The 23,035-nt window shown below is 36.7% G+C and carries 24 protein-coding genes; 12 read left to right on the top strand and 12 right to left on the bottom strand.

The features are described 5' to 3' along the window. Nucleotides 1-142: 142 nt before the first annotated feature. Both NDN11_RS10380 and NDN11_RS10375 read left to right on the top strand, forming a co-directional pair. Entirely contained in the window at nt 143-331 is a 189-nt protein-coding gene (locus NDN11_RS10380) for a hypothetical protein (RefSeq protein WP_251109569.1), read from the top strand. 205 nt (nt 332-536) lie between these two features. After that, entirely contained in the window at nt 537-899 is a 363-nt protein-coding gene (locus NDN11_RS10375; protein WP_167247862.1) for a hypothetical protein, read from the top strand. Between the two features lie 124 nt (nt 900-1,023). Here NDN11_RS10375 and NDN11_RS10370 read toward each other — a convergent pair whose 3' ends face one another. Both NDN11_RS10370 and gltS read right to left on the bottom strand, forming a co-directional pair. Next, a complete protein-coding gene (locus NDN11_RS10370; protein WP_251109568.1) occupies nt 1,024-1,971 on the bottom strand; it encodes a metal-dependent hydrolase in 948 nt (315 codons plus the stop codon). A 233-nt stretch (nt 1,972-2,204) separates the two neighbouring features. Further along, complete coding sequence (gene gltS, locus NDN11_RS10365; protein WP_167247588.1) at nt 2,205-3,434, bottom strand: sodium/glutamate symporter; 1,230 nt, start codon at nt 3,432-3,434, stop codon at nt 2,205-2,207. A gap of 527 nt (nt 3,435-3,961) precedes the next feature. On the opposite strand from gltS, the gene NDN11_RS10360 reads away from it, so the two are divergent. From NDN11_RS10360 to NDN11_RS10320, 9 genes are all read left to right on the top strand, one after another. Then, nucleotides 3,962-4,279, top strand: coding sequence for a hypothetical protein (locus NDN11_RS10360; protein ID WP_167247586.1), 318 nt, complete (start codon nt 3,962-3,964; stop codon nt 4,277-4,279). 154 nt (nt 4,280-4,433) lie between these two features. After that, complete coding sequence (locus NDN11_RS10355) at nt 4,434-4,628, top strand: hypothetical protein (protein ID WP_251109567.1); 195 nt, start codon at nt 4,434-4,436, stop codon at nt 4,626-4,628. 94 nt (nt 4,629-4,722) lie between these two features. Then, a complete protein-coding gene (locus NDN11_RS10350) occupies nt 4,723-5,028 on the top strand; it encodes a hypothetical protein (protein ID WP_251109566.1) in 306 nt (101 codons plus the stop codon). Between the two features lie 188 nt (nt 5,029-5,216). Beyond that, complete coding sequence (locus tag NDN11_RS10345) at nt 5,217-5,870, top strand: hypothetical protein (RefSeq protein WP_251109565.1); 654 nt, start codon at nt 5,217-5,219, stop codon at nt 5,868-5,870. A 182-nt stretch (nt 5,871-6,052) separates the two neighbouring features. Continuing rightward, nucleotides 6,053-7,924 carry a non-contractile tail sheath protein gene (locus tag NDN11_RS10340; RefSeq protein ID WP_251109564.1) on the top strand — a complete coding sequence of 624 codons (1,872 nt, stop codon included), beginning with the start codon at nt 6,053-6,055 and terminating at the stop codon, nt 7,922-7,924. Nucleotides 7,925-8,174: 250 nt separating this feature from the next. Next, nucleotides 8,175-8,507, top strand: a complete 333-nt coding sequence (locus NDN11_RS10335) for a hypothetical protein (protein ID WP_167247579.1) — start codon at nt 8,175-8,177, stop codon at nt 8,505-8,507. Between the two features lie 168 nt (nt 8,508-8,675). Beyond that, entirely contained in the window at nt 8,676-9,188 is a 513-nt protein-coding gene (lptA, locus tag NDN11_RS10330) for a lipopolysaccharide transport periplasmic protein LptA (RefSeq protein WP_251109563.1), read from the top strand. A gap of 164 nt (nt 9,189-9,352) precedes the next feature. Further along, nucleotides 9,353-9,634, top strand: coding sequence for a hypothetical protein (locus NDN11_RS10325; protein WP_167247576.1), 282 nt, complete (start codon nt 9,353-9,355; stop codon nt 9,632-9,634). Between the two features lie 188 nt (nt 9,635-9,822). Next, nucleotides 9,823-10,077 carry a hypothetical protein gene (locus tag NDN11_RS10320; protein WP_251109562.1) on the top strand — a complete coding sequence of 85 codons (255 nt, stop codon included), beginning with the start codon at nt 9,823-9,825 and terminating at the stop codon, nt 10,075-10,077. A gap of 37 nt (nt 10,078-10,114) precedes the next feature. Here NDN11_RS10320 and NDN11_RS10315 read toward each other — a convergent pair whose 3' ends face one another. From NDN11_RS10315 to NDN11_RS10270, 10 genes are all read right to left on the bottom strand, one after another. Further along, nucleotides 10,115-11,356 (bottom strand): mechanosensitive ion channel family protein, encoded by a 1,242-nt coding sequence (locus tag NDN11_RS10315; RefSeq protein ID WP_251109561.1) that lies wholly within the window; start codon nt 11,354-11,356, stop codon nt 10,115-10,117. Between the two features lie 120 nt (nt 11,357-11,476). Beyond that, complete coding sequence (locus NDN11_RS10310; protein WP_251109560.1) at nt 11,477-12,016, bottom strand: DUF2058 domain-containing protein; 540 nt, start codon at nt 12,014-12,016, stop codon at nt 11,477-11,479. A gap of 3 nt (nt 12,017-12,019) precedes the next feature. After that, nucleotides 12,020-12,700, bottom strand: a complete 681-nt coding sequence (locus NDN11_RS10305) for a YoaK family protein (RefSeq protein ID WP_167247573.1) — start codon at nt 12,698-12,700, stop codon at nt 12,020-12,022. A gap of 6 nt (nt 12,701-12,706) precedes the next feature. Next, nucleotides 12,707-13,909, bottom strand: coding sequence for a serine/threonine transporter SstT (gene sstT, locus NDN11_RS10300; RefSeq protein ID WP_167247572.1), 1,203 nt, complete (start codon nt 13,907-13,909; stop codon nt 12,707-12,709). 197 nt (nt 13,910-14,106) lie between these two features. Further along, nucleotides 14,107-15,807: a SulP family inorganic anion transporter gene (locus NDN11_RS10295; RefSeq protein WP_251109559.1), complete on the bottom strand. Its 1,701-nt coding sequence runs from the start codon at nt 15,805-15,807 to the stop codon at nt 14,107-14,109. Nucleotides 15,808-15,888: 81 nt separating this feature from the next. Further along, a complete protein-coding gene (locus NDN11_RS10290; RefSeq protein WP_167247570.1) occupies nt 15,889-16,200 on the bottom strand; it encodes an ArsR/SmtB family transcription factor in 312 nt (103 codons plus the stop codon). Between the two features lie 561 nt (nt 16,201-16,761). Beyond that, the gene (locus NDN11_RS10285) at nt 16,762-17,328 is read right to left on the bottom strand and encodes a TetR/AcrR family transcriptional regulator (protein ID WP_251109558.1); all 567 of its coding nucleotides are present in this window, start codon (nt 17,326-17,328) and stop codon (nt 16,762-16,764) included. 486 nt (nt 17,329-17,814) lie between these two features. Next, entirely contained in the window at nt 17,815-18,324 is a 510-nt protein-coding gene (locus tag NDN11_RS10280; RefSeq protein WP_251109557.1) for a hypothetical protein, read from the bottom strand. A gap of 36 nt (nt 18,325-18,360) precedes the next feature. Beyond that, entirely contained in the window at nt 18,361-19,416 is a 1,056-nt protein-coding gene (locus NDN11_RS10275; protein ID WP_251109556.1) for a linear amide C-N hydrolase, read from the bottom strand. Nucleotides 19,417-19,626: 210 nt separating this feature from the next. After that, entirely contained in the window at nt 19,627-20,787 is a 1,161-nt protein-coding gene (locus NDN11_RS10270; protein ID WP_251109555.1) for a cupin domain-containing protein, read from the bottom strand. Between the two features lie 202 nt (nt 20,788-20,989). On the opposite strand from NDN11_RS10270, the gene dnaX reads away from it, so the two are divergent. Then, nucleotides 20,990-23,035 carry a DNA polymerase III subunit gamma/tau gene (dnaX, locus tag NDN11_RS10265; protein WP_251109554.1) on the top strand — a complete coding sequence of 682 codons (2,046 nt, stop codon included), beginning with the start codon at nt 20,990-20,992 and terminating at the stop codon, nt 23,033-23,035.

Genomic DNA, 23,035 nt, shown 5'->3' with positions numbered 1-23,035 from the left:
GAAGAGCTATTAGATGAATAGACGATGGCAATAGTAAGTATTGGGTTTATAAAACTAGTGAAATTATTTTAATCATGCTCAATAATTATTTTTATAGTAGGGTGTTCGTTGTTAAATGCAATGATCAATAATAGAGGTGGAAATGAATCACCAAGAAAATAAAATGGATGAACTAGCACAATCAGAAAATGAAGACCAACAGCAACAGAATTCTGCTGTACATTCAATTGATGTCAATCCTATAGATTTAGTTGAAATTGTTATTGAAATGGGAAATGGTGTAGTGGATGTAGCTTCAGCAATAGTAAAGAATATTGATATCAATTTTTGATTGAAAAGTTTATCTTAAAACAAATTTTATTATTTTAAAAAATACATTCTAATTATTTTATTTAGTTATTTTTAATATTTAATTTTGTTTTTCTAAAACTATATAAGCCTGTTTTAAGGCGATTTTTTGATCTTTATTGTGGTATAATGGATGAAAATTAATATATATAGAAACGGTGATGAAAATAATATTCATAGTTATACTTATGTTTTTATTCAGTATATCTTGTGTCACGAATGCTAAATCTTTTAAAGATGATTACATTAATTTATCTGATGTTTATTTCAAATCTATAGATGAGCAAATTCAATTTGAATATGGATTAAGAGGAAAAGTAAAGTCGAAAAACGAGCAGTTAGAAGCAAAACAAAAAGAATGTTTGGTTGAAAAGAGTAAAGTGAATCTACATAAATTGATTATTGAGCATTATTTAGAGTATCAGGGCTATATGCAAGATGCGGCTGTCAGTGTCATGGAAAAAAATGAATTTAATTTTACTCAAAATGAAGCACAGAAAAATTATGCAGCACTTAAAAATGAGTTAAAACAAACGAGGTTTCCTTGTTAAGTAACTGTTATTTATAACTTATTATATTTATATTTAATTTGGTTCTTGACGGATAACACCCTTAATAAGTTAAGGGTGTGATGTCTAAAAGTATGATATTGATCAGAAGGAAATTGTAAAGAATTTAACTTGCTACAGGTGTCTTGCCTGAATTTTGTGTCATTTGCTCAAAATACTGTACTGCTGGTGAGCGGGCCATATAAGCCAACGCCTGTGCAGTATCTCCTTCATGGACTGGGTTAAATTTTGGAGATGTCCAACGTAATGTTGCTTTCCATAAATATTTAATGGTTGGCAGATTGTCAGTTTGGGTCGCTGTTTTTTCAAATTCGCGGATAAAGCTAAAGAATCCACGGCGCATTAGTTTTTGAATATCTTGATGTTCTAAATCTTGTTGACCAAGGCTGCGTGCAAAATCTGCGAGGAAGAAGATGAACAGTGGGAACACGCCCATCATGATCACTTGCCTAGAGATATAAAAGCCGAACTTGTTGGTGAGTAAATGTTCAAAAAGGTCATATGCGACACAGCGATGTTCAACTTCTTCGGCTAGATGCCAACGAAACAAATCGGTCATTGCAGGGTCTGCTGTATCCCATGATTTACTATCAAGTGTCCACTGACCAATTGTTCCAGTGAAGTGCTCAATCGCGGCGATCACACCAACGCGGAATAACAACCAGTACTCATCTAGCTTTTCACCTTTTAGATAAGGAATACCTAAAGGCTTGTCTCCTAGAAGAATATTAAAAATAAAGTGAGCTCGATTTAACGGGTCTTGGATGTCATAGCCATTTTCTCTCAAGAAATCTTGTGCTTTTTCATGTGCACGCGCATGCGCTGCTTCTTGGCGAACAAATCCAATCACTTCTTGTTTTAGATTTTCATCAGTGACGTAGGGTACTGCCTTATTAAAAACACGGCAGAACCAAAATTCACCAGCGGGTAACAACATATTGATGCCATTGGCAATGTGAGAGCATAAAGGATCGTTTGGCATCCAACAAACGGAAGACTCTGAAAAATCAAAATGTACTTTTCTAGCTTTAAGCTGATGATTCTCTGTGATCATACCTGTCACCCAATATTAAATTACGAATCAATTTGAATAGGTAATTTTTAGCATTGAGTAAAATTGTTCACCATGTGCATATAGGACAAAAATAAGGTTTTAACCGATTTTAAGGATAAAATATGAAGTTTTTTGCTTAATAATGTTTTAAAAAACAGACATAAAAAAGCCATATCTATTGGAGATATGGCTTAAATAGACCCAATCAAACAGCCATTTCTATAGCTTGGTGATTAGCCAAAGATTTGTAAAATACTCTGAATGACAACAACGTTGACAAGGTCAATAAAGAATGCACCGACAAGTGGAACAATTAAAAAGGCTTTGTGAGATGGACCATACATATTGGTAATGGCTTGCATATTCGCAATCGCATTTGGTGTTGCTCCCATACCAAAACCACACAGGCCAGAGGCCAGTACTGCTGAATCGTAGTTTTTCCCCATCACACGGAATGAGATATAAACTGCAAAGACCCACATCGCGATAGACTGAGCAATCAATAAGATGATCATAGGAATCGCAAGATCTGCCAACTGCCATAATTTCAATGAAACCAGAGCCATGGCCAAGAATAATGCGAGCGCCGTATTACCAAATACGTCTATCGAACGATCAAAGATTTCTTGCTTCAAGCCTGTTTCTAAGACATTACGCAAAAGAATACCGCCACCCAATGCCCATACAAAGGTAGGCAATTCAATTGCAGTACCAATCGTCAGGTTTTTCATGGTTTCAGCAAAAGCCAAAGCAAAGGCAAACATACCTAAAGTGACAATGGCATTATCCGCTGTGATCAAACGAACTTTTTGTGGTGCTTCAAATGTGTACTCGCTATCAGTAAGTGGAGCATCCTTATTCTCTTCGCGTATTTCAGCGTTTAAAGGCGACGCCAGATTATGCTTACGAATAAGATAACGTGCTAATGGGCCGCCCATTAGACCACCTACAACCATACCAAAGGTTGCACTTGCAATCCCCATTGGTAATGCACCTTCAACCGCATATTTAGTCTCAAAAATTGGGCCCCAAGCACCTGCTGTACCTAATCCACCGACTAAGGCAATAGAACCTGCGACAACACCCATTAATGGATCTAGACCCACGAGAGAGGCAATTGTCATACCGACGCCATTTTGAATAATGACAAAGAAAGAAATCGCAATTAAGAAGATAATTAAGGGCTTGCCACCTTCCTTAAGTTTGGCAAAATTAGCACTCAAGCCAATCGATGCGAAGAACATGAGCATGAAAGTATCTTGCATTGGCTTATTAACAGAGATGGTATAACCCGCAAATTGATGAATTAAATAGAAAATAATTGCACCGACCAAACCGCCTGCGACGGGTTCTGGGATATTGTATTTGGTTAAAAAGGGGATGTGCTTATTTAAAATGCGTCCTACATAGAGGACCAACACCGCTAGCATGAGCGTATATGTTGGATTAAGTATGAAATCCATAGATATCCTTAAAATATGAACCGTCAAGAGAGTAAAAAGGCTCTCTCAGATCGCTAGAGTAAATTAAAAAAAACAGCTTTAAAATATGTGATGTGGTTAACAATTAGACATTGCTATGTATGAACAGTAGCTGCAAAAGATTTGAATAAACAAAGAGTAAAATTCCAGTAAATTTAAGCATTTAATTTAATAGTTGTTTATTTCAGAACATGTTGAATTCTGCTAGAGATTTTAGTTGTAGAGACCAATTGACCTTTATTATAAGAAATGATTCGATAGGATGATTTCTATGCATTTAAGTCGGTATAAATTTATGCTTGAAGATGCGGATGGATATTAAATGAAGCATTTAGCAACGTTTCTTTAATCATTTGTTCTAGATGGATGAGCGAAATGGCCCAAAAATTACATTCTGTAGCCAAAATATTGCAAAGTACTCCAAGACGAGAACAGAAGGCGCATTGTTTTTATTAAAAAATACAATATATTTATGCACTTAATTTTATTTTTGTTGTAAAGGTTTATTAATGAATAAAAAGCATATTATTTTGTCTACGGTTATTGGTTTAGTTGTCGGTGGTTTAATTGGTTCTTTGGGCTATTCAAAAACAGCAGCTCGTTATGATGCAATGACAACAGCGTGTGTAATGATGAACCAAGCAGTAGAGAATGAGCTGTTAACTCCAGAACAGGTTAAACAGTTAGGCGTACTGACTGGTCAAAGCCTTAAGAAAGACTATCAATCTGTTGCTTCTAAATTCAATTTCTCTGAAAAACAGTTAGCAAATGCATCGGAAGGTTCAAATTGTAGCCAGTTTATCGTTGGTGTAAACGAAGCGAAATAATCTTTGTTTTATAGGAAAGCCCACTTTATGTTGGGCTTTTTTTGATTTTAGAAATATATAACTTGGTTTTATAGTGCAATAGAAAATGAAAATACTGTAGCTTAGAAAGTAGGCGTATACTGTATACAAGTACTAGAATTACATAGGCTCAAAAATGCTTGTTAAATTTGCAATACGATTCATGGGTGTCCTATTTATGGTATTGGCATTGGCTGCCATCATTATTCATTTCTTCTTTTCGAGTAAGTTAACGACAGATTTGTGGATTATTGTGGTTCCGATTATCCTTGGTGTACCGATGCTCACTTCTGTAATCATTGCTAAAGATGAAGAGTTGAGTATTCACTAAAAATTACAGTTTTATTGGTATAAAAGCTCATCAATAGATGGGCTTTCTGTTTTTCTGTGCTATAAAAATATTTCTAATGTACAAGGAGATTAATGTGGTTATTTCACAGATGATTCAACGCTTAGATCGAGAATATGACTTATTCATACATTCGCAAAACTATCAAAATCATAAAAATAGTGAGATGCAAATCAAAGCGCAGTTTTTAGTGAATGCTTTAAAAGTAATAAAATATCCATACACAAATTTAGTTCCTTTAGGTGGTGGAATATATAAGCTACTGAATTTTGATCATTTTGAATTAGATATTAATTTGTTCAATACACCTTCATTTCAGAATAAAACCGCTTTTATCAATTGGATCTCTCGCTGTTTGTATCAAGATATTGATAAGAAATAGCAGAGCAAAAAAAATTTAAATAGCAGTAATAAGTACTATTGTATAAAAACTTCATAAACCCGATTGATGAATTGACCAAATATCGGGTTTTAGTTTTTATTTTAAATATTTAAGTCAAAAATATTTTTTAAAAATCAAAAATAAATTATTATCTAAGTGCTTAAATTCAAATAAAAATAGGTGTGAGGATGAAAAAAATAGTTGTTGGGGTGATTGGATTAGCAGCATGCTTAATGACAGTAAATGGATGGGCAGATGAACCGTTACAAGTCAATTATGGTACGCCTCAAGCGTTAGGACAACGTACTGTCCAGCCAATCGAACAATCTTATCGAAGTGAAACAAGTAGTGGGATCGAGAGGTCTATATTTGCAGAATATTATGGCTCAAGATTAAAGTCAGATGAGATTGATGGTCACGAAAAATTAAATGGAATTGGAACGGGGATTACCTTTACTGCTTTAGATACGTTGAATTCAACATTTGGTCTGAACTATCAGAAGAATGCGGATTGGAAAAGTACGGAAATTAGTGTGAAAGGGGGATACAAGTTCTACAACTATGACAATACCTATGCAAATGCAAGTATAGGTGTAGGCTATGCATGGCTCAAAGCTGATAATCATGATGTTAAGCTACGTTATGTCACATTACCGATTGAGTTTGAGCTTGGTCATTATATTCAATCAAATGTCGCTGGTTATGTTGGACTGGGCTATAAATGGCTATATATAGAGAACTTTGATGATGTTTGTAGTGGCTATTTTTGTGATGGTACTGCATCAGATATCTTAGATATGGACGGAATTACATACAAAGCAGGTATCCGCTATAATTTTTAAGTGAATAATTACTATTGATTATAAAGGCTTATTGATAGATAAGCCTTTTTTATGTCTAAGATACGGGGTTACATAAAGTCGTTAAAATTGATGATGTTTTGATCAACACTTACCTATGCAAACAGTTAAAAATTGATGATCGATTAAGATAAAAGCTCAATGATTAATTAGAGCATTTTCAAATGACACATAATTTTGAATATAAACAAAAAAATTTAAAAACATCTCCCACTTTGAACGTTGGTACTTCGATTATTGATCGGTTTAGCCCGAAATACTGGCGTATTGATGGTCCACAGACGATGTCTTTTGCGATTACCAATTACGCAAATGGTTTTGAAGCGTCGTTTCGTTCACGAACAACATCAGATTTAGCTGGAGTTATTTGGGATTCTTACGATGCAAAAGACCATAAGTTTCTCGCATATGAAACTAAATACGATTACACCGGTGTGGTCTGGGATTTTGACATTGAATTATCTCCATCGATGCCCGTGTTAAACAATCCAACCTTAACACCAACACTCACAGTTCAATACAAAGCCAATGGTGTAGATAAAGTTGCGTATATTGTTTTATTCAATTATGCCAGCCAACCTGCTTCACGCTCAGCGCATATTCATATTAATTGGAATACTGTTAAAGCGGGCTTCTCGGCAACTGATACTATTCCTGTTACAAATATTCAGCGAATTTCATTTTCAGGTTTTAGCTCAAGTTATAATGGAAATTCGACACAACCATTGGCACAGGCTGAAGATGGTTATATCCGTGTTACTAACTCCGTGACAACAGGTCCAAATGCTAAACTCACGCTAAAGCGTGTGTCTGTGCCACAGCATAATTATGGTATGTGTACCAGTTATGACGATCATTATGATCTCAATCCGCAGCGATTGGTTGATAATATGCAGGCATTGGGCTATCACGGCTTGATTAATCATTATTGTGGGATGTCTAAATATCCTGAGATGTCATGGAAAAGTGATATCAACAAATGGCAAATTCCAGATACTCTATTGACCAATCAAGCTGTCGTGAATCCTTGTACACGTAAATGGCATGAGCGCTTTTCTCAGGCATTACAGAGTGCTGGTATGCAGCCTGTATTTGGTGTCAGTTTTGAAATGTACTCATTAGGTGCAAATGAGTTTTGGGCGCAACGAGACTGGAATAGTAATTTAGGTCGTACCGGTTATGAACCTCCGAGTTATTTCTTTAGCCCATGTGATCAGCATGCCTTGGCTTATCTGCACAAAGCATTTATTGAGTTTGCCGATACGATGGTTGTCGGTGGCTGTCCCGTGAATATGCAAATTGGTGAACCTTGGTGGTGGTATAACCAAGGCACAGACTTACCTTGTGTTTATGATTATCCGACTAAACTCGCGTTTAACGCAGATACTGGTTTGTATGCACCAGACTTGGGGACGATCTATGACGCAATGCATAAAACGGGGACGCCGTATGATCAGTTTAAAGCATGGTTAAGAAACAAGTTGGGACAAACTTGTCGAGATATTCGAACTGTGGTTAAAACTAAATATCCAAATGCAAAAGTGTGTCCATTAATTTTCTTTCCAACCATTCGGACTCCAATTGAAACTTTAGCAACGGATATTAATTTTCCTAGCGAGCACTACACATATCCAAATTTTGATTACATTATGACAGAAGCTTATGATTGGATTTTGGAAGCACACTTAGATTTAGCCCATCAAGCTGTTGCTGAAATTCCAAGCCAAGATCTGAACTATCCTGCGGATAAAGTGGCTTATTTAGCCGGATTTGTTCCTGATTCTTCGATTGCACATCTGTATGGATTTGATAAAACAAAATCTTATCGAACACCAATTTGGCAGCGTGTTTTTGGGGATATGCAGAATAATAACTCATTAGGGCTGATGAAGCAGCTTATTTGGGCCTATCCTCAAGTCATGCAAGATTCTGTGACGATTGATATAGGTAAGGCACCGAATGGGTTCTTTGTAGAAAATACACTATATGCACCAGTGAACGATAATACACCATACCCACCAGAGATTTATCTATAAGTAATATCTAGATGTGAAGTGGTTTGCAATTAAAACAAACCACTTCAATTTTTATCATTGATGTAGTTTTTAGGAAATTATCGATAATGAGTACTAGTCTTGTACTTATAGTATTTTAGCTTGCTCATACATCGTTAAATTTTCTTACCTAACAGGCACAAAAGATATCTATGGTGCTGATCTTTGATGGTAGATTAAGAGAGCAATCCACCTTTGTGGACTTTGATCAACTTTGGCGCACAGTATTTTTATGAAAACCAAAATTCTATTCCTAAGCCTCATCTCAATTTTATTTGTTGGTTGTAATAAGCAGCCTGAAGTGAAAAATGAGCAGGCGCAAGAGAGCTTTGAAGTCGTAGATAACAAAATTTCCGAATATATGGATATTTTAGATAACCCTGATACACCTAAAGACGTGCAGACGCGTGTTTTATGTAAAGACTATCCAAAGCTATACGAATCAAAATATATTCCTGCTCTGCTAAAACTTGCACCCAAAGACTATACACAAGAAAAATTGATATCAGATCTTAAAGTATCCACTGATTATTATGCAGAAAAGCTTGATATTACATGTAAGTAAAGACTTGTAGAGAGAGGATTTTCCTCTCTTATTCTCTAATGAGTGATATTTTGAGAAATTTCTTGTTTATGAGTATAGAAAATAAGAATTAATCTCATCTTTTCTAAGCAGACTTGATAAATATGTTAATATTCTCTGCTTCTAAATTTACCGACTTAAAATAACATTATGATAAAGAAATGTTTTTCGATTATCTCGATTTTGATGTGCAGTACACCAGTTTTCGCAATGGAATCTGACTTCCAACAATCCATTTATATAGAAGCTGAAAATACGCACTATAGCCCAAACCAGAGTACTTTTACTGCTTCTAATATCCAAATCAAACAAGGTACGATCGATATTCAAGCTACGAAAGCGATCGGAACATTACGAAATGGGCAGCCTTATCAACTTACGCTTACAGGAAGTCCAGTCAAGTTTCAGCAGAAAGTAAGCGAAGCAAAAGGCATGGCCTATGGTAAAGCCAATCGTGTCGAGTACACCACCACAGCAACAGAGATCGTATTAAAAGGCAATGCATCGATGATCTTGGATGGTTCAAGTATCTCAGGTGACACCTTGAGATATAATTTGACAATAGGTGATATTGAAGCTCAAGGTACATCTAACAAACGTGTTCAAATTATTATTCCACCTCAGAAGAAGGTTGAAATGAAACCATTAACGAGAAGTCGGTAGCATAAGTCAGCAGAAACGCTTGCGATTACTTATTTAGAGCATGAAATACTCATTCTTGTGGCTGTGCGCCAAAATCTGTCGTTTAGTTAGGTGTATGGACTTGAAAAACTGGAAATAGAACATATTATAATTTTTTCTTATTCTGATATCACAGGCGGAATACGGTGAACGAAGAAATTTTGTTACCTGCTTCACGAGCGACTGCAATTTCAAATGCAAATGTTAAAAAGTTAACTGTAGATAAAATTCTCTCAAAGATTTCCAGTACGATTAAATTAAGAGCCAGTGATGGTGATCGAGATGCACTACAACAATTCTCAAAACACGAAGTGAGTAGTGAAGATGCGGATATCGTTGTAGATGAGTTGAAGACAGCAGGTTATCGAGTTTTTCTAAATCCTAATTTTACCAATACCAATATCCAGTTTCAGCTAGAGTGGGACTGAGTTTTCAAGACTGTAAAAAGCCCTGATTTTATTGGGGCTTTTTATTTCGTACCCGAAGATGTTTACTCTGTGATTGTACTGATATAACAAGCTTCAGTTATTGGTTTTACTCGTTATAGATATTTAATCTTTCCTTAAATGTTTAATAAAATTGTTTATAATGTATAAAACATTCAGTAGAACGAATAATGAACTTAAAAGGGCTATTCCTTACTTTATTAGGACTGGTATTGGCCTTAGTGGGCTACCTATATTGGGACTACAGGCAGACAGGGGGCTATAAAAAAAATAGTGATGGTTACTATGGCTATTCTTTCCCCATAGATAATGAATTGAACAATGTTGCAGATTGTGAATTGGCGAATACAGAGAATCCAAATGAGGCACCTGTATCAGCGGAGTGGATGCAAGGGTGTCGGAAGTACTTCGAGATTAATCATTAAAAAAAGCACCATCTGGTGCTTTTTTTAATTGTTTAGATTAGGCTTTATTGGTTTGTTCAGCAGTGAGTGCTTGAAAATCATGACCTGATGGCGCCTGATAAATTCTTAAGCCGAATTCAGGAATAATGGCAATCAAATGATCGAAAATATCAGATTGAATAGCCTCATATGAAGCCCACGCAATGGTATTGGTAAAGGCATAGATCTCTAAAGGTAAGCCTTCGCTAGTGGGTTGCATTTGACGTACCAAGATTGTTTGGTTTTGGGCAATTCCTTGATGCTGACGTAAATAGAACTCAACATAAGCCCGGAATGTCCCAAGATTGGTTAAACGACGTTGATTATATTGAGACTGGTTACTCAAGTGATTATTGAACTCTTCAATTTCTGATTTTTTAACATCGAGGTATTGATCTAATAGCAAGAAGTCTTTTAACTTTTGCTGTTCTTCATCACTCATGAAGTGAACACTGCTTTGATCGAGGAACAGTGAACGTTTAATGCGACGGCAGCCAGATTGGCTCATACCACGCCAGTTTCTAAAGGTATCAGTGACCAGTTTGTTGGTTGGGATTGTGGTAAAAGTCTTATCAAAATTCTGTACAGTCACGGTATGTAATGACATATCAATGACATCACCATCCGCATTTAACGAGGGCATTTCGATCCAATCACCAATACGAACCATGTCATAAGAAGCAATTTGCACACTGGCAACTAAAGAAAGAATCGTGTTCTGGAATACCAACATCAATACTGCAGCCATAGCACCGAAGCCTGCAAGTAAAGTAAACACATCTTTTTTCAGGAAAGTACCTAGAATCATCAAGCCACAGACGACAAATAAGATCAGTTTAACAAGCTGTAAATAGCCTTTAATTGGCTTGTTTCTTGATTTGGGGTTGCGCTGATAGATTAAGTTAAAAATATTCAGTGCTTCGCTCACAGTGAGTGCAAGCGTCAGGAATATGAAAGCCTGAGCACCCATTTGTACAAAGCTAATGAATTTCTCTGGTAAATGTGGAATCGTACTAATACCATTCATTATCACAATTGCAGGAACGATATTTGCAAAACGCCGTGTCACACTATGCTGTGCGAAAATTGATTGATTTGGGGATTTAAATTTTGTAATTAAATGGCGAATACCACGAACAATAATTCTTTTAGCAATAAAGTTTGCAAGCACTGCAAACAAAATCAAAATTGTTAATGCAACCGCTGTTTCTAGCCATGGGTAATGGCTTAACTCGCTACGCATATACTTTAAATAATCCAAACCCAAAACACCTTATAAATTCTTTGAGCGGAAATTGTAAGGCGTAATGGTGTTTTATATTAACTTGATCACAGTTTATATACGATTTGTAAAGGCGTTTTTACATAACGATGAAGAGGATTACCACATGAGATCATCAGGAATCACATATGCTGCATATGGATCTTCCTCATCAGTGGTTTGATCATTTTTCTCGGTATTGTTATTCACCAAGATAAAACCTTGCATTTTCTGATCAATTTTTTCTGCAAGTGCTTTAGGTAAGTAAGCATAGTTGTCTTGGTCTTTGGCAATCACAAGTGAACCAGAAACAAGTGCATTATAAACTTGTTGTGAAAGATAGACTTTTTTGATTTTACCTTCATCAATAAATTGATAGATTACATCACCATCTATATCTTTAACTTTGTGATGCTTGATCATTTGGATGATAGATGCTTTTAAGGCTTTTTCTTCTAATACGTTCTGCTTTTCTAAATTTAATGCTTGGTCTTTGGCTAACTTTTCTCGCTTGGCGCGATCAATTTCAGCTTTCAATGCCACATCATCATTTTGTCCAGTACGTTGCTCATGTTGTGCTTGCTTGGTTAATTTCTTTGCTTTTTTATTATCGACCAAACCCGCTTTTAGTAGTTGAGCTTGCAATGCATTTTTAACCATAATTCAATCCAAATTTGAGTTTGATAAAGAGCGAAAATAGAAAACCCAGTAGGCGATACTCATCGAGAGACTAAGCCCAGCAGGGACGAGAAAGGTTTGTAAGTTTAAATAAGGATAAAGCACACTCGCAATCAGTCCACCACATAAAAAACCAATAAAGATTAATAGATGCAGAAAAATACGGCGTTTTTCTACTTTTAAGCCGCGTGCTTTATAGCCTAATGCTAAACCAATATCAGTAAGTACACCAGATAAGTGCGTTGTGCGAATAATTGCACCTTTATAATGGCTCACCATGGCATTTTGTACACCCATTGCAACACAAGCCCATAATAAGCCATAGCGTGGAAAATACGGAAGCAATAACCAAGTGAGGAATAGAAAGATCGCAACTAAACTGAGGGGAAGACCATAGCGCCGTCCGAATGCGACGTTACCATTACCAAGAATCAGACCACTGTAAAAAGAGCCGATGACAAAGCAAATGACCACAAGGCTGAGGTAGACAAAATGTTCAGGCTGCCAGTCGAGCAAACTCATTGCTAACATACTGACATTGCCTGTCATGTGTGACACGGATTGATGTAGGACTGTAAATAAGCCCAGAACGTTTACCATCCCGGCATTCAGTGCTAGTAAGAAAGCACCGAGTTGAATCCAGTTGGGTAAACGTTGAAGTGGCATATCAACCTATGATCTTGGATGGTCTCTAAAATCTACAGCAGCGGTAAACAATACATCAGTTGATGAGTTTAATGCTGTTTCCGTTGAATCTTGCAATACACTGATAATCATACCAATCGCAACAATTTGCATTGCAATCTCAGATGATATACCAAACAAGCTACAAGCAACAGGGATTAACAGTAAAGACCCACCAGCAACACCTGAAGCACCACAAGCTGAAACTGTTGCAACCACAGATAAAATAATCATTGTGCTCAAGTCAACTGGGATACCGAGTGTATGTACAGCAGCTAGGGTAAGCACAGTAATGGTCACTGCGGCACCTGCCATGTTGATAGTCGCGCCCAATGGAATAGATACACTTGCTGTTGCTTCATTGACTCCTAAACGCTGTGCTAAGTCTAAGTTCACAGGAATGTTGGCTGCTGAGCTACGGGTAAAGAAGGCGGTGATACCACTTTCTTTTAAGCAGGTAAATACTAAAGGATATGGGTTGGCTTTCATGGTGATTGCAACCAAGATTGGATTAATCACAAGCGCAACGAAGAGCATCGTACCAACTAATACTGCCAACAAATGTGCATAACTGGTCAGTGTTGCAAGTCCTGCATCTGCAAATGTCACGGCAACTAAACCAAAAATACCGACCGGAGCAAAACCAATCACGGTATGAATGATTTTATTGACTGCACCTGCCACATCTGTCAAAACTTGCTTGGTTGTATCTGAGCTATGACGTAAAGCTAGTCCTAGACCAATGGCCCAAGCCAAAATACCAATAAAGTTAGCTTCGCCAATTGCTTGTACAGGGTTCGCAATAAAACTTAAAAGTAAATTCTTTAAGATTTCAGCCAAGCTGCCTGGTGCTTGAAGTCCTGTTTCTGCAGGTAAGTGTAAAAACAATTGGCTTGGAAACAAGACACTAGCAGTTACTGCACTAAATGCAGCAAGCAGCATGCCTACGACGTACAAAACAAGTACGGGTCTAATATTTGAATTTTGACCAACCTGAAAATTTGCAATTGAAGATAGAACCAGAACAAAAACTAAAATCGGTGCAACAGACTTTAATGCTTTAATGAATAATTCACCCAATAAGCTTAAGTAAGGCGTAAAGTTAGGAAACAGCAGAGCGACGCCAATCCCTAGAAAAATAGCGATAATAATTTTGCTAACTAAGCTCAAGCGAGACAGTACATTAAACATATAAAGGCCTTATAAACCTATGCACGGTTTAAGGTTAAACAAGCGCGGTATTCTATACCTAAGAACCGTGAATAATAAAATTTTTTTTGCAATTCAATTACTTTAAAAATACCGAAAAAATTAACACAATGTTTTTAAAAAAAAATTATGAAAACATGACACATCCTTTTGTTTAAAAAAAATCCAATAAAAGCCGCTCATTCTACAAGCATTTCAGGCGAAAGTGTTTGTATTGCTTGATAATGTGATAAAAATATTTGGCCAGACAGATCATTTTTAAGCTGTGATTTACACAACCGATCCATGACGGGGCTTTTTACTTCAGATAAGTGCATTTGAATATGAAGTTGGGCTAATTCATGATTAAGGTCTTCTAACATCTCCAGTGCACTAAGATCAATATTACTAATACTGGAACAATTGATCACAACATGTTGTAGCAGAGGATTTTGACTGACCTCAGTAATCACATGGCCTTTGAGTACATGTGCATTTAGAAAACTCAGATTCTCATCTACACGAAAAGAGACCACCGCTGGTGTTGTAATTACATTGTAGTTTGATATATTTCTAAAGTGTTGAGTTCCTTCAATTAATCCGATCACGGCAATATGTGGGCGACTAATTCGCCAAAGCAGAAGAATAAATGTGAGTACAATACCAATAATTAGCCCAGTCGAAATATCTATACAGGTCACACCGAAAAAGGTAACCCACATTGCAATTCCATCGGCTTTTGAATATTTCCAGGTATCAATAAATGGAGTTAGGCTGACCAGTTTCCAGATAGACACAAAAATAGTTGCGGCTAATACCGCCAACGGTAAGTTTTGGAAAAATCCTGTGAAATAGAGGCTAACAGCAATCATGAGTAATGATGAAATTACACCTGATATTGGTGTTTTTGCACCCGCATCTGCATTTACCACCGTGCGAGATAGGCTACCAGAGACGGCAAAGCCTGAATTGAGGCCAGCAGCAATGTTGGCAAAACCTAAAGCGATGAGTTCTTGATTACTGTCCAAGTTATCGCGTTTTTGTAAAGCAGTGGCTTGTGCAATTGCAAGTGACTCCACAAAGCTAATCATTGCAATCATAAATGCGCTCGGCAGCAGTTGCAGTATCAGCTCAATGTCCCAGCTCGGGAAATGAAAATTTGGTAAACCTGTTGGAATGACGCCAACTGTTTTGATTGATTGATCATCGTTTCCGATAAAGCTAATAATTGCTATAGAGAATAAAACTACGAATAAAGGGAATGTTTTATTGAGGAAATCTGAACGAATAAATTTTGGAAAAACAAAGAGCAATAGGACACAAATAAGCCCAAAGCTAATACCTGACAAGGTGATTTTATGGGAGCTCTCAGATAAGCTCAATACAAATTCAGGGATATTCCCTGCTTGTAATGGGATATCAAGCAAAAATTTAAACTGTCCCAAGGCAATCAGCAGGGCAGATGCGATGATAAAGCTTTGAATAACAGGATGACTAATCAGCTGAATGAGAAAACCAAAGCGTAGTAAACCTAAAATAAGAGAAATAATTCCAACCAGTAAAGCCAGTAAGTACGCAGCTTCTATGTAGGCAGTTGATCCAGTTGCAAATAGAGGGTCCAATGTTGCGAAGACCATCATCGAAATAATAGCGACAGGACCAATTGAAAGGGTCGTACTACTGCCTGTAAAGGCATATACAATCATGGGTAATATACTGGCATATATCCCCATGATTGGAGGTAGCCCTGCTAACATTGCATAGGCCATACCTTGAGGTACCAACATGGCCAATACAATGCAGGCTGCTATAAGATCAGACTTAAAACTTGAAAATCGATAATGACTTAACCATTTTCTCGCAGGAAATAGTTTAGATAACTCTAGCTTCAACAATTTCATGCCTAATAGTCTAAATCATAAATTTGTATATATTATGCAGAAAAAATGCTAAAGAAGGTATAGGTAAATTTTTCCTAAGAATTATACGTGGGGGCAATAATTCTCATATAAGGTATTCAAAACGATTTTCAATTTTGGATCTAAAATCGAGTAGAAAATTTGTTTACCATCACGACGTGTCGATACCACATTACTCTTTCTTAACATCATGAGTTGCTGGGAAAGGGTGGGTTGAAAGATTTGGGTCAATTCTTCAATTTGTGAAACATTAAGTTCTTGCTTAGCTAAATGACACAAAATAATTAACCGATCCGTATTAGCCAGAGATTTTAGTACATTAACAATTGTACCAGCTGACTCTCTCATTGCCTCGATCTCGAAATCCTTTTGCATGCATATACTCTCTAGGTTACAGCCGTGGCTAGTATAAAGTCAGCCAAAGGAAAAATTGTAGTAAAACTGAATAATTGCAATGGTTTTTAATGAAAATGGATATTAGTAAAAGTGATAAATAAGTTGAATACTGCATAATATTTCATTAATAGTTAATTATTTGTGATTTAATTCACATTATCGTGGTTTTTATAGATTTTTATCCTGTTATAAGATATGGCCTGATATATCGAATTATCCTATTCATTAAAAATACTAAACAATAAAATTAAGTGGTTAATATAATTAATAAATATAAAAAAAATTAAAAAAAGATTGTGCTTTAGATAAAAACATATATAATTAGAAACAAGACAGAACGATCTGTCTGCATAAGAAGGATCCGAAGCGCGAAAGTGCAACGGCCAGAGGGTAATAATATTTATTATTCTTTTTACACTCAGACGCAAGCGTGAGCCACAATAATAATTATAAATCACGCTTTATTTTTTTTATTCAAGTATATCTTATTTTTCAACTTTTTAAAAAATATCCCTTTATTTTTAAAGGGATATCGTAGATTTAGGCCAGCGCTTTTTCAAAATTGATCAAATGTTCAACACGTTTCCAGTATTCATCCATTTCAACAGAGTGCTTGTTGACATGGGCTTGAATCGTCATACCATCTAAAATACTGACAATCAGTGTCGCAAGATGGGTAGGGTTGTGGATATCTTGATTCTTAAGTAAATTTTCGACTAAAGCTGTTAGCCAAATTTTGTACTGAGTTGCGGGCTGTAGTGTTGAAGGGTAGATCTTAATCACTTCTTCTAATGCTTTCTGAAACATACAGCCGTTAAAATCTTCACTATTAAACCAAGCAGCATACCATCCAAAAATAGCTTTAAGTTGACCAAGATAATCGTCTTGTTCACATTCTGCCAAAGTAGCATTTAATGAAGTTTGGAGATTGATGTTACGTTGCACCAAACACTCTTCAATTAACTTTTCTTTTGAAGGGAAGTATTTGTAGAAAGTCATTTTTGCAACGCCTGATTCACTAATGATTCGATCTACTCCGATCGAGTTATAGCTGTGCGAATTAAAAAGTCTTAATGCTGTGCTAATAATATCTTCTTTTTTTGACATACAACGCCTCGAGTTCGCCCATCGCCAAGAGCATCATGTTGCATTTCATCATGCAATTTTGGCAGGGATTTTACATGGTATTTTGAAAATATCATAGGGAAAAATAAGATTATTTATTTAAATGATTCCTCGGCTTATATTTTCAAGTCTAGAGACTAAAAATAATATTGTATATCTATAGAAAATAACTATTAATAAAATCTTAAAACACAATAAAAGATGAGAAATATTTAAATTTATTTTATTGGTGATTATTCATCTAATTGTTTTCAAAGGATAACTACTTTTTTACTTATTTTTGATTTTAGAGTAACGGTTATATTGAGACTTATTCTTGTTTGTAGGCTATGTATATTAAAGAAACGAATCTGTTTTGATAATTTTACCTTGGGCTTATTTTTGTTCTATTTCTTATGCTTAAAAAGTCAGTTACTTATAGTTAAAATAAATAACTGACTTTAATCGCATAATTTTCTATTTCAGGTTTTATTTTTGTTGAGTCGGCAGCGTGCTAATCAGTTTTACAAAGTTATGATAAAGCATCGATTGCTGGCTTGGGGTGTAGACTGAGCGTTTAATTTTCCCCTTATCTGTTTCGATAACCAGCTCAACATTTTGTGCTTTGTTTAACTCGGACAAGAATGTGCTTGGAAGAATGAAGCTATTTGATGAGCGTCTTGGAATCAGTCGGTTGATATTTTTTTGCTGTGTTGGTCCTACAGGTGTGTAAGCAAAATTTTTACCATCGATAAAGAAAGTTATCCCTTTGATATCGTAGTAGTCATAACTACTGTTTAGAACGGTTTCGACTCTTAATTGCTCTTTATGTTGTTTGTCCCATTCAACAAAAACATTAGGACAAAGTTCGTTTGTTTTACAGGTTAAAGAACCTGCAGTTGCTAGATTGTCTGTTGTTGAAGGTACAGAAGAGTCTGGTAAGGTTGAGCAACCACTCATAACAATACAAAGGCTAAGTAAACATAAAGTTTTATTCATCTTTCAACTCTCTAGGGCGTACTAAATATTTCAGTATTAATGATGTAATTGTGGGCCAAGAAATTCAAATGGTTTTGATACCTTAAATTGATCGGTTGCATCGCCAGCAAACGTATTTTGTTGATCTTTGCCAAGGTCAAGTTTACGCGTTAAACCATCTTTAAAGTTAATTTTCTTCAAATCTACCCAAAATACATTAGGCGAAACAGCAGATTCAAAGAAATAAAGCTGTTGTTTGTGATCTGCAACCGTTCTCCAGCGCGTAGACGAGATATTTGGTTCTTCTGCTGTATTTAAGCCATATGGCACAGATGCATTGCGAATCACACTAAAAACAGAAGCTAAAGCATCTTTAGGGTTATCATTTTTGGGTATCGCATTGATATAAAAGGATGCACGAGCAAATCGGTCTGCAGCTCGGTTGGTACCTGGTAGCATAACTGTCCCACCAATTTGTTGCCAATAGGTATTCAGTGCAAGTTGTTGGTCAAAAATCGGTGAATTGGTCATGACTTGGTATTTTTTATTATGATGAATGACTTGCTTACCCCCGATATATTCAATAATCGCACTATCACCTGTTTTATCTGATATGGATAAATGTAGGGTTGCAAGGCGTTGTTCACCTGGAACACTGTCGGTAATCAGGTCAAAAGGCTCTTTTTCTAACGCATTCACCGCTTCAGAAACACTGGCAAAATTGTCCAATACGTATTGTGCCCAAGCTGAAATACTCAGTTGTGGTTTTTGAGATTTTTTAGTATCTGGGTATTGTGATTCGACTAACCATAATACATTTGCGACTAGGCCTTTTTCATTCATGCCATCAGTTGTTGAAATATCATAGCCTGTGGCAATCACACTGCCGTATTTTGCTTTCCACTTTAAAGATTTTGGACCTGCATTGCTGTCTCGAAGTACACCACTTGGTAAAATCCATAGATTGGTTCCCACGTCGACTTTCCAGTCCATGGAGCGTGCGGTGATGATGTGGTCATTATTGCCTAAGTAGACCGCACGGGTGCAGGCATGGCTTGTTTGTAAAGCTAAAGATGTCGTTAGAAAGGAAAGGCATAGTATTTTTTTGAACATAAGTGCTACTCTTTACTGTTATATAAGAAGATGATTTCTATCAAATGTTTTTATAATCGGTTTAATCCAGTCTATAAATTTTTTATTCTTATTCAAGCCTTAAAATGTAATCATTATAAAAAGTAGGGATTTTATTTATCTTACACAAAAAAGTGAATAGAGTTGTTCAATAAGATACAACTCTATTCTAACTGGGTATTATAGAATTTTTTAGTTTGGAGGTAATAACATCACAATTGCTGAGTTCATTAATTGTGCGATATCTTCGAGCATTTCAGCTGCATTAAAACGTTCATCTAAGATTAGGCTTTCACCATCAGCAATTTGTTTTAAGTATGGCGTGAATGCTTCGGAAACACAGACAGTATCTCCATTTGCCCAAAACTCAAAAGACTCAGCTTGTTTTCTGTAAAGTACTCTTGAAGCGGGTTCGAGAATGAGTTGGTAATCTGCATTGATAATTTCAGTTAAATCATCTGCTTCAATTTCTTCTGGTTCTGGAATATTGTTTGGATAGCTCGCTTCACTCATATAGGCCATGATGGCTGCATCAAATTCAGGTGCTTGAGTGAGATAATCGAGTAATTGAGTTTTTAAATATGAAAACTCGGTGTTGTTGATTTCACCTAAATGGGCAGTTTGTTGACGTGCAATATCAATCAATGGATTTTTAAGCGACGTATTTTCTGCAAATTTATCGCTGACCTGATCAATCATTTCTGACAGATTTGGCATGCGGAAGCCAAAAGAGAAGGTTAAACAATCATCTTCAGCTACACCGTAATGTGCAAGGCCTGGTGGTACATATAGTAAATCGCCTGGTGCAAGGACTTCATCAAAATGAATGTCTAAATCTGCTAATAGTTTTAGGGGCTGATCTGGCAAAAATTCAGTTGATTCATCGCACATTTGGCCGAGCTGCCAGCGACGGTGACCATGACCTTGTACCAAGAACACATCATAAAAATCGAAATGCTTACCTACAGAACCACCTTTAGGTGCATAAGACACCATAATATCGTCGCGACGCCATTGCGGAATAAAAGGAAACTTTTTCCAAAGTTCTGAAATATCAAATGAATAATGATCAACTGCTTGTACTAAAAGTGTCCAAAGATTCGGTAGCTTTTGGAAATCGCCTTTGGTAAGTGGTGATGATTTCACATGCCATTCATTTGGATTTTTATTTTTCTGACGAATGAGGCGAGCCGTGACATGTTCTTCTAAAGCAAGTTCCTGCACGTCTTCAGGTTCAAGTAAACCAATAATTTCAGGCATTGCATTTCGAACCAATAATGGTTTTTTTTGCCAATATTCAGATAAAAATTGTTCTGCGGTAATGCCGCCGAGTACCGCTAAAGATTGAGACATGGGAAAGAAACCAACAACGTATAAAATAGTGTGTATTGTCCCTTGAGTTGCAAATCGGTGCAAGTCTTGCTTAAAACACAGATTATTGTAGAAAAGCGACATATAAAGTCGCGTAATGTATTTAATCTTGATCAATTAGATGCCGATTCATTCACAGTCTTTCAAAAAAGCAGTATCCTTAACATGCGAAAAGGGAGCATACATGTATCAAGTACTGGCAAGAAAATACCGACCACGTAATTTCAATGAGTTAGTGGGGCAAAACCATGTTTCTCGTGCTTTAACTAGCGCTTTAGAACGTGGGCGTTTGCATCATGCTTATTTGTTTACAGGGACACGTGGTGTTGGTAAAACAACGATTGCCCGTATTTTGGCCAAATGTTTGAACTGTGAAACTGGAGTTACTTCGACCCCATGTGAAGTATGTGCAACCTGTAAAGCGGTAAATGAAGGGCGTTTTATTGATTTAATCGAAATCGATGCGGCATCACGAACCAAAGTTGAAGATACACGTGAGCTTTTAGACAATGTCCCATATGCACCGACACAAGGTCGTTTTAAAGTTTATCTGATCGATGAAGTGCACATGCTTTCAACGCATTCGTTTAATGCGTTGTTAAAGACACTGGAAGAACCACCTGAACATGTCAAATTCCTGTTCGCAACAACAGATCCACAAAAACTTCCAATTACCGTGATCTCACGTTGTTTGCAATTTACTTTAAGACCTTTAGCGGTTGATGAGATTACAGAACATCTCTCCGCGATTTTAAGTAAAGAACATATCGAAGCAGATCAGGATGCGATTTGGCAAATTGCTGAATCTGCCCAAGGCTCGTTGCGTGATGCTTTGTCTTTAACTGATCAAGCCATTGCCTATGGTCAAGGTGCAGTTCATCACCAAGATGTTAAAGACATGTTGGGGTTGATTGATCGAACAATTATTTATGATTTAATTCTAGCGATTCATCAAAATCAACAGGCGCGTGTAAGTCAGTTGTTGCTGCAATTTAGGCAGCAGGCCTTAGATGTTTCCTTGGTGTTGGATCAATTGGTTTCAACCTTGCATGAACTAGCAATGTTGCAATATTTACCAGATCTGGCATTGAAGTATAGTGAAGAAATTAACCAGAAAATTTTGCAACTATCTAAACTGATTTCTGCCCAAGATTTACAGCTTTATTATCAAATTGCATGCAAAGGGCGCGCTGAGCTGCAACTTGCGGTGACGCAAGAACAAGGTTTTGAAATGACCGTATTACGCTTACTGGCATTCAGACCAATGACTGTGCATGAAGTGACAGTAAGTGCGACACCCGTTACTCAGATTAAAGTACATGAGGTTCAGCAAGCTTCACAAAATCTCAGAGCAGACATTCCGCTTGCAGTTCATCAGCAAGTGGCTCATGTTGAACCTGAACCTGAACCTGAACCTGAACCTGAACCTGAACCTGAACCTGAACCTGAACCTGAACCTGAACCTGAACCTGAACCTGAACCTGAACCTGAACCTGAACCTGAAGTCCAAAATCCTAACATCATGGTTTTTGATGCAGAAGAAGGTCAATTGCTTGGGTTGGATGTTTCAGCAGAACCAGAAAAAATTCAGTCTAGTATTCTAGAATCTGATGATGTTCTTATTTTTCCTGTTGAGCAGCATGAAGTTCAAACTCAGATAGAGCAACATGAAATTGAACAAAGCACAGTATTAGAGCAAGAACAGTTTACTCCAGTCGTTTCAGAAGTTACTCAAAATGTCGACATCGAATATGTTGAAACTTCGGCTACAACTCTGATTTCATCTGTTGAGAATGAACAAAGTGATTTAATGCCGCAAGACATTCTGAAACTACGTGAGCAAGTTTTAGAAGGTGAGTGGAATCTAGAAAAATGGGAATATTGGTTTAGAACCAGCCAACTCTCTCCAGCTGTTCAAGAGTTAGCGCAGCATGGCGTCATGCAAGGTCAGATTGATGGTGCTTCTATTTTTCATATTCCACAAGAATATGAAGGAATGCTATCGCAATTACAGCATGGCTTAGAAGAGGCACTCAAAACACAATGGCCTAACACGCAATTTACAGTGCAGTATGGCGCGGTTACTTCGAATACACCGTTGTTAATGCAACATGCGCGTAAAGAAAAAGCTTTTCATCGTGCTTTTGAGCTATTACAACAGGAACCGACCATTAAAACTTTGGTTGAAACCTTTGATGCTGAATTGCAGAATATTCAGTTAAAACCATAA

The organism is Acinetobacter sp. C26M (genome assembly GCF_023702675.1).
In the GTDB taxonomy this organism is placed as follows: domain Bacteria; phylum Pseudomonadota; class Gammaproteobacteria; order Pseudomonadales; family Moraxellaceae; genus Acinetobacter.
Note: the sequence above shows the minus strand (reverse complement) of the source record. Positions and strands in the feature narration are given on the sequence as shown.